General features: G+C 72.2%; 6 protein-coding genes. 3 read left to right on the plus strand and 3 right to left on the minus strand.

Features of this window, described 5'->3' with window-relative positions; translation table 11 throughout:
- Positions 1 to 215: 215 nt before the first annotated feature.
- Both ychF and AAC134_RS22955 read left to right on the plus strand, forming a co-directional pair.
- Positions 216 to 1,313: a redox-regulated ATPase YchF gene (gene ychF, locus AAC134_RS22950; RefSeq protein ID WP_339951974.1), complete on the plus strand. Its 1,098-nt coding sequence runs from the start codon at positions 216 to 218 to the stop codon at positions 1,311 to 1,313.
- A gap of 263 nt (positions 1,314 to 1,576) precedes the next feature.
- Positions 1,577 to 1,831, plus strand: coding sequence for a hypothetical protein (locus tag AAC134_RS22955; RefSeq protein WP_339951976.1), 255 nt, complete (start codon positions 1,577 to 1,579; stop codon positions 1,829 to 1,831).
- Between the two features lie 534 nt (positions 1,832 to 2,365).
- Here AAC134_RS22955 and AAC134_RS22960 read toward each other — a convergent pair.
- Positions 2,366 to 3,118 carry a hypothetical protein gene (locus tag AAC134_RS22960; RefSeq protein WP_339951978.1) on the minus strand — a complete coding sequence of 251 codons (753 nt, stop codon included), beginning with the start codon at positions 3,116 to 3,118 and terminating at the stop codon, positions 2,366 to 2,368.
- A 1,283-nt stretch (positions 3,119 to 4,401) separates the two neighbouring features.
- Positions 4,402 to 4,917, minus strand: a complete 516-nt coding sequence (locus tag AAC134_RS22965; RefSeq protein WP_339951980.1) for a nuclear transport factor 2 family protein — start codon at positions 4,915 to 4,917, stop codon at positions 4,402 to 4,404.
- A 149-nt stretch (positions 4,918 to 5,066) separates the two neighbouring features.
- Between AAC134_RS22965 and AAC134_RS22970 the strand changes: the two genes are divergently transcribed.
- A complete protein-coding gene (locus tag AAC134_RS22970) occupies positions 5,067 to 6,176 on the plus strand; it encodes an alkene reductase (protein WP_339951982.1) in 1,110 nt (369 codons plus the stop codon).
- A gap of 56 nt (positions 6,177 to 6,232) precedes the next feature.
- Here the strand turns inward: AAC134_RS22970 and AAC134_RS22975 are convergent, their stop codons facing one another.
- On the minus strand, positions 6,233 to 7,522 hold the full coding sequence (locus AAC134_RS22975; protein WP_339951984.1) for an ArgE/DapE family deacylase: 1,290 nt from the start codon (positions 7,520 to 7,522) through the stop codon (positions 6,233 to 6,235).
- Positions 7,523 to 7,728 lie beyond the last annotated feature (206 nt).

Consider the following 7,728-nt stretch of genomic DNA (forward strand, 5'->3'; position numbering starts at 1 on the left):
CCCGGCGGGGCTCAGGCATCTTTCAGCGACGGGCGGGTCCGGAGAACAGGCGCGGGCTCTGTTCTCTGGTGAGTTCAGAAGCGGCCTCCGCGTCTGGAGGCGCCCCCGCCGCCCCCGGCCCAGGCCCGCCCGCAGGGCGCCTCCGCCCCCCCTTCCGCTTGACCCCGCCCGCCCCTCATGCGATCCGGCCGGCGACCAGCTGACCGGAGGGACACATGGGCTTCAGATGCGGCATCGTCGGCCTGCCGAACGTGGGCAAGTCGACCCTCTTCAACGCGCTCACCCGCACCGCCGCCGCACAGGCCGCGAACTTCCCCTTCTGCACCATCGAGCCCAACGTCGGCGAAGTCGCGGTCCCCGACCCGCGCCTGCCTGCGCTGGCCGAGATCGCAAAGTCAAAGCAGGTGATCCCCGCCCGCCTGACTTTCGTCGACATCGCCGGCCTGGTGAAGGGCGCCTCCCGGGGCGAGGGGCTGGGCAACCAGTTCCTCGCCAACATCCGCGAGGTCGACGCCGTCGCCCACGTCCTGCGCTGCTTCGAGGACGGCGACATCACCCATGTCGAGGGCCGGGTCGACCCGCTTTCTGACGCCGAGATCATCGAGACCGAGCTGATGCTGGCCGATCTCGACTCGATCGAGCGGCGGCTCAACAACCTCTCGCGCAAGATCCGCGGCGGCGACAAGGAGGCCACGGACCAGGACCGCCTGCTGCGCCTGGCCAAGGTCGCGCTGGACGAGGGGCGCCCCGCCCGCACCGTCGCGATCGACCCCGACGACGAGAAGACCTGGAAGGGCCTGCAGCTGCTGACCTCCAAGCCCGTCCTCTTCGTGTGCAACGTCGAGGAGGCCTCGGCCGCGACCGGCAACGCGCTCTCGGACAAGGTCGCCGCGATGGCCGCCGAGCAGGGCGCGGCCTCGGTGGTGATCTCGGCCGCGATCGAGGAGGAGATCGCCCAGCTCGACGACGCCGAGCGGACCGAGTTCCTGGCCGACCTCGGGCTCGAGCAGCCGGGCCTCGACCGCCTGATCCAGGCGGGCTACGGGCTGCTGGGCCTGCGCACCTATTTCACGGTCGGCCCCAAGGAGGCGCGCGCCTGGACGATCCCGGCCGGCGCCCACGCCCCCCAGGCCGCCGGCGTGATCCATGGCGATTTCGAGCGCGGCTTCATCCGCGCCGAGACCATCGCCTTTCCCGACTACATCGCCTGCCAGGGCGAGGCCGGCGCGCGCGAGGCGGGCAAGCTGCGCGTCGAGGGCAAGGCCTATGAGGTCGCCGACGGCGACGTCCTGCACTTCCTGTTCAACGCCTGAGGGCGCGTGAGTCCTCCGGCGGGGGCCGGCCCCCGCCGGCGCGGGTCTGGCCGCGCGCTCCCGGCGCCCGGTCGATCCCGACCCGATCCCTTCCCCGCGCCCAGTTCCGACCCCGCCCCCGGTTCCGACCCCGCAGGGCCGCGCTTCCGCCCGGGAATCGCCTTCCTGATAACGCCTCGTCAACTCTGATCGCTCGCGCTGTTAACGAGTCTTGAACCTCGTCCGGCGAGAGTGATCCCGGGTAGCGAGGAAGGGTGCGTGACATGAAGGCGTCGATTGTGGGACCGCTTGGAATGGGCGCGTTGGCGGGCATCGCCGGCGCAGTGGGCGCTGCGGGCGCGGGCTGGCCGATCCTGGGCTGCCTGGCGGCCTACAGCCTGTGCGGCGCCACGGGGCTGCTGGGCGGCGCCGTGCTGAACTACAGGATCGCGATGGTCGAGGAGGCGCGCGAGATCGAGCTGACGACCGCCCTCGCCGACACCGCCCCGCGCCGTCGTTTCGCCGGCGTCGGCGGTTAAGGCCGCGGGCGGCCCGTCCGCCCGCCGCTGCAGATCCGGCGCTCGCGACGCCCGCTCGCGCCCCGACCCCGATGCGCCGATGCGCCGATGCGCCGATGCGCCGATGCGCCGATGCGCCGATGCGAAGAACGCTTCGCGCCCCGCTTCAAGGCATTTCCGCGCGATCCGGACGGCGCGACGCCCCGCGTTTCGCCCCAGTGGCGCGCGGCATGGCCCCGGCCTCCCTCTCGGCGCCCCGCGAGGCCGGGCAAACGGTGGCAGTCGCCCGAACCGCGCCCGAGCGCGACGCCAGAGGTCCCCGCCGGAGCGACGCCCTGTCGGCGCCCACCGCCTCGCCGAGACGCCCCTCCGCCAACATTGCGGCTCGCCTCAACGCCTCGTCGTGGCCCTTGGCCCTGCGGCTCCTTTGCCCCCTCAGATCCCAGGATCTCTCAGGACCTCCAGGACAGGTCGAGCCCCGCGCAGACCACCGGCGACGCGCCTGTCGTGTTCCGACCGTCGCCTGCGCCCGACATCAACCGGCATTCCGGCGCCTCACGCCGCCGACAGTCCGCGCGCGGGGCGGCGGGGGCTGCGAGGGACGGGCGTCTCGGGGTCGCGCCACAGCTCCAGCCCGCCGTCGGACCCCGGATCGTCAGCCCAGCCGACCCGCCAGCGGCGCGGGCGCACCATGCGCGCGCGCAGCAGCTCCAGCCGCCAGCGCGGCTCGGGACGCCCGCCCGGGCCGGGATGCGAGGGCGCCGGGGACATCCGCCAGCGCGTCTCGACGCCCTGCGCGCCGCCGGGGTCAGGGGTCAGCAGCAGGGCCAGCGGCGGCGGCGCGCCCTGTCCCGCCGCGAGCGCCGCGCCAGCCTCGGCCGCCAGGTGCAGCCGGCGCACCGCGGTCAGCCCCGGAGGACCGGGCAGCTCCACCACCGCCAGCCCCGCCGCGCCGGCGCGCAACGCCTCCTCGGCGCACCACAGCGCATCCTCGGGTCGGCGCGGCGCGGCCAGCACCAGCCGCGCCGGATCGAGGAACGCCGACAGTCCGTCGGGGTTCGTCGTCCCTTCGGCCCGGGGCCCGCGGATCCACAGCACCGGCCCCGGCCCGGCCCGCGCCGCCAGCCGCGCCGCCGCCATCGCCGCGAACACCGCCGCCGATGGCCCGCAGACCTCATGCGCTCGTCCGAGCGTCAGCGCCGCCGCCTCGGGGCCCGCCTGGGGGTCCGTCCCTTCGGGAGAGAGCGCCAGCGTCGGGCGGGCGCGCCGTTCGGCGCCCAGCAGGGCGCGCAGGGGATCTCTGGACATGCTCGGCTCCGACTTGTTCTTCTTATGTTCTATACCGAGTCGCCCCGACCGCCAATCACGCCGCCGTTATCCTTCCCGGGCCGAAACCCACCTTCCGTCGCGAAATCAATTTGTTGCGCATCCCACGCTCACCGTTTCTGAGGATGTTGCGCTGCGGTCGTTAACCATATGTTCAGTCTTGTAAGTAGCGTAAACCTCATCGCTCCGGGAGCGATGACCACGGTCCGGGGCCCCAGCCCTGCCCGAGCGTAGCGTAGGACAGGCTCCCGGAGCCCGCCGCTCCCCAGCGCGGCGATCAGACGACCCCCACGGCGGGTCTCGCGAAAGCGGGGCCCGCCGCTGTCGTTCCCGATCCCGCGATCGCAGCCGCGCCGCGGCGCCTGGACGCCGCGCTTCGCCTCGCACCGCGGAAGCGATTCCCATCTGCCGCTCCTCGACAGGCCGTTTCACCACGCAACAAGCCGGCCGGGATGCCCCCTGAATGTTTTCAGACACTTGCATCCCCGGACCTCGCAATTTCTGAGGATTTTGCCCGGAATGGGTTAACGTTACCTTAATACTTGTAGATAGCGTAACCGTCACCGCTCCGGGGGTGATGGCCAGGAGCCGGGACAGCGTGTCGTTCCGGCGAAGGCGTAGCGTAGGCCTCAGCTCCCGGAGACCTCACAGGGCGATGCCGTCTGTGACGGCAAGTCCCTGATGCAGCGATGAAACGGCGGATCCCGTGCGGCGGGGTCCGCCGTCGTCGTTTCGGCCCCGCCTGCGCCGCGCGAGGCCCCGCCCCCCCATCGGGCGGGCGAGTCGCCCCGCCCTGCCGCCCGCATCTTTACTCAGCCGATGCTCGCGCGCGGAGAGACGGCTAGGCCATACGTTTCAATCGCTTGCATCCCACCCCCTCACAATTTCGGAGGATTTTGCGGTCCCGCTCCCCCCTCTATATTGGAACTTGTAAATGGCGTACCCCACCGTTTGGGGCGGCGTATCGCGCCGTGCAGGAGCCACGGCGAGATCGTGTGTAGCGTAGCGTGCCGAAGAAACGGGCTCGGCGGGACCCTCGCCGCCGAAGGCGCAGCCTGGGAAAGACAGAGCAAAAGGCAGGCGCCCGCGGGCCTCGTGAGAGCGAGGCCCGCATCGCCTCCGGCGGATCGGGCGGCCCCGGCGCGAGGCCATCCACGGCGGAAGGCCGGACACGCTCAGGGCGCAGCCGCTCCCGCCGCCTCAATCTAGAGACCAGCCGACGACGGCGCCAAGCGATTCCGCCGGCCTGCGCCGAGACTCCCCGCTCAGCCCCTCGCCAGCCCCGCTGCATGCGCGCCCGCGGGACGATCGAGATAGGCGCGCGTCTCGGGCCGCTCCTGCAGCCATCCCGACCAGCGGCGCATGACGCCGGCCATGCGGGCGGGCTCGACCCCGAGCTGGGCCATCGCCACGCCCCCGTTCACGGATTCGAAGTACTCCGCCACCAGGTCGCCCTTGAGCACGAAGCGCGACATGCCGTCGATCACCACCCGCTTCCCGGCATACTCGGGGATCGTCGAGGTGAAGCTCGACAGCGACCAGGCGTAGCCGAGGTCGCCCTGGCGCAGCCCGTCGAACATCTCCCAGCGGTAGTCGGCCGCGTCGCGGTGAAACAGGCCCTGCATCATCTGCGCGATCTCGGCCCGACCCCGGTGGGGCCCGTAGATGTAGTCGTGGTAGACCGCGTCGGGCGTGAAACAGGCGGCGAAACGCTCGCCCTCCCCGCTCTCGGCGGCGGCGGTGAAGCGGGCGAGCAGGCGATCGAAGTCGCGGTCGGGCATGGGATCCTCCCCTTTTTCATTCTCCCGCGATCCAAAGACGGTCCGCCGCCCGAGGGCAAGCCTGCGCATCGACAGGCGCGCGCCCGCCCGGTAGCCTCGCGCAAAACGGCGGCCTGTCGGCCGACCGGTCACTGCTGGGAGGATCCACGATGCCGCTTCGCCTGCTCTCGCCGGTCGAACTGGGGCCCTACACGCTCGCCAACCGCACGGTGATGGCGCCGCTGACCCGCTCGCGCGCCACGTCCGAGGGGATCCCGACCGCGCTGATCGCCGAGCACTACCGCCAGCGCGCCTCGGCCGGGCTGATCGTGAGCGAGGCGACGCTGATCGCCCCCCAGGGCCGCGGCACGCCCGACACGCCGGGACTGTGGAGCGACGAACAGGTGCGGGCGTGGCGCCCGGCGACCGAGGCGGTGCATGCCGAGGGCGGGCGGATCTTCGCCCAGCTGTGGCATGTCGGACGCCAGTCCCACCCCGAGCTGCAGCCGGCGGGCGAGGACCCGGTCGCGCCCTCGGCCATCCAGGCGACCGGGCAGGTGCGCACGCCCAGCGGCGTCACCGACTTCGCCCCGCCGCGCGCGCTGGCGGCCGAGGAGATCCCCGGCGTGATCGCCGACTACGGCCGCGCCGCCGCCCGCGCGATGGAGGCGGGCTTCGACGGGGTCGAGCTGCACGCCGCCAACGGCTACCTGATCGACCAGTTCCTGCAGGACGGCGCCAACACGCGCCAGGACGGCTACGGCGGCCCGATCGAAAACCGCGCCCGCTTCCTGTTCGAGGCGCTCGAGGCGCTGATCGCGGCCTGCGGCGCCGACCGGGTGGGCATCCGCCTGTCGCCCCACAACGTCCACGGCGGCATCTTCGACAGCGACCCCTGGGCGCTGCACGAGCATGTGGCGCGCGGCCTCTCGGGTCGGGGGCTGGCCTACATGCATGTGATCGAGCCGCGCACCCTGCCCGGCGGGCGTCACCGCGAGGACGAGGCGGCCAACGCCGCGCCGCGTCTGCGTCCGCTGTTCGACGGGATCTATATCGCCGCCGGCGGCTTCGGGCGCGAAGGGGCCGAGGAGATCCTGGCCCAGGGCCATGCCGACATGGTGGCTTTCGGGCGCAGCTTCATCGCCAACCCCGACCTGCCCCGGCGCTTCGCCGAGGACCTGCCGCTGAACCCCTACGACCGCAAGACGTTCTACACGCCCGGTCCCGTCGGCTACACCGACTACCCGACCTGGGACGAGGCGCAGGCCGCCGCGGGCTGAGCGCGGCCCGATCCCTCGCCCCCGGCGAGGGATCGGGAGCGAGGTCGCGGCCTCGATCAGCCCTCGACCGTCTCCACGCCGCACCACTCGGCCACGAACAGCGCCATGGCCTTGGTGCAGCGGCGCACGGACTCGAGGTCCGCGCGCTCGTCCACCCCGTGGATGCCGTCGCCGGCCGGTCCGTAGCACAGCGTCGTCATCCGGTCGTAGAGGGCGTAGACGCGCGCGTCGAGGTAGGCGGGCGTGACCTCGGTGCGCAGCGGCTCGCCGAACACGCTTTCATGGGCGGCGGCGAGGATGGCCTCGGCCTCGGTCCCGGGCTCCTGCACGAAGCCTTCGGTGTGGAAGCCGTTGACGACCAGTTTCGGCGGGTTGTTGGAGAGGAACCTGTCGGCGCGGGTCAGCGCCTCGACGCAGGCGCGGATCTCGGCCTCGGCCTCGTTGGCGCTCTTGCCCGGCAGGTAGGAGATCCGGCAGTCGACCGTGCACCACGCCGGCACCGACGAGGCCCAGTCGCCGCCCGCGATCTTGCCGATGTTGAGGTTCAGCGGGTGGTCGATATGGCCGAACAGCGGGTCCGAGGCGGCGGCCTCGTTCCACTGCGCCTCGAGCTCTCGCAGCGCGCCGACGATGCGCCAGGCGGCATCGATGGCGTTCGAGCCGGCGCCCATCTCGCGCACATGCACCGGAATGCCGCGGACCTGGACCTGGAACCACATCACGCCGACGCCGGCGCGCACCAGCACCTCCTGCATCGACTCGGGGATCAGGACGGCGTCGGCCTGGTAGCCGCGCAGATGGGCCGCAAGCGCGCCGTTGCCGGTGGATTCCTCCTCGACCACCGACTGCACGTAGACGGTGGCCGCAGGCTGCAGGTTCAGCGCCCGCAACGCGTCGAGGATCGCGATCATCGAGACATGGCCCGACTTCATGTCGATGGCCCCGCGCCCGTGCAGCCAGCCGTCCTCGACCTCGGCCGAGAACGGCGGGCGGGCCCACATGTCGACCGGGCCGGTGGGGACCACGTCGAGATGGCCCTGCAGGATCAGCGAGCGGCCGGTTTCCTCGCGCGGGCGGTGGATGCCCACGACGATGGGGGTCTTCGAATGCGTCTCGGAGAAAGCGCTGCCGCCGGGATGGCGGGCGATGGCGGCCTCGTCCATCGCAAAACGCTCCATCGCCAGGCCGCGGTCGCGATACTGGCGGAACACCCAGTCCTGGGCGGCGTGCTCGTTGCCCCGCGTGGTGTCGTAGGAGACCAGCTTGCGGGTCAGCTCGATCTGGGCGTCGAAACCCGCGTCCACGGCCTCGAGGATGCGCTGGGCGAGGGCGGGGTCGAGGGACATGGGGCTGGATCCTTGATGAGGGGAGCGGACTACAGGCGCCCTGCGGGCGGGCTTGGCTGCGTTGCGAGGGGGGCCATGGAGGCGCCCGGAGGGTCGAGGGGGGAGCCTCCGGCGGGCTCCTGACTCACCAAAGAACAAGCCCGCGCCTGTTCTCCGGAGCCGTCTCTCGCTGTTGATGCCTGAGCGACTCGCCCGCAGGGGTCAAG

The sequence above is a fragment of the uncultured Albimonas sp. genome (assembly GCF_963977235.1).
Lineage (GTDB): Bacteria > Pseudomonadota > Alphaproteobacteria > Rhodobacterales > Rhodobacteraceae > Albimonas.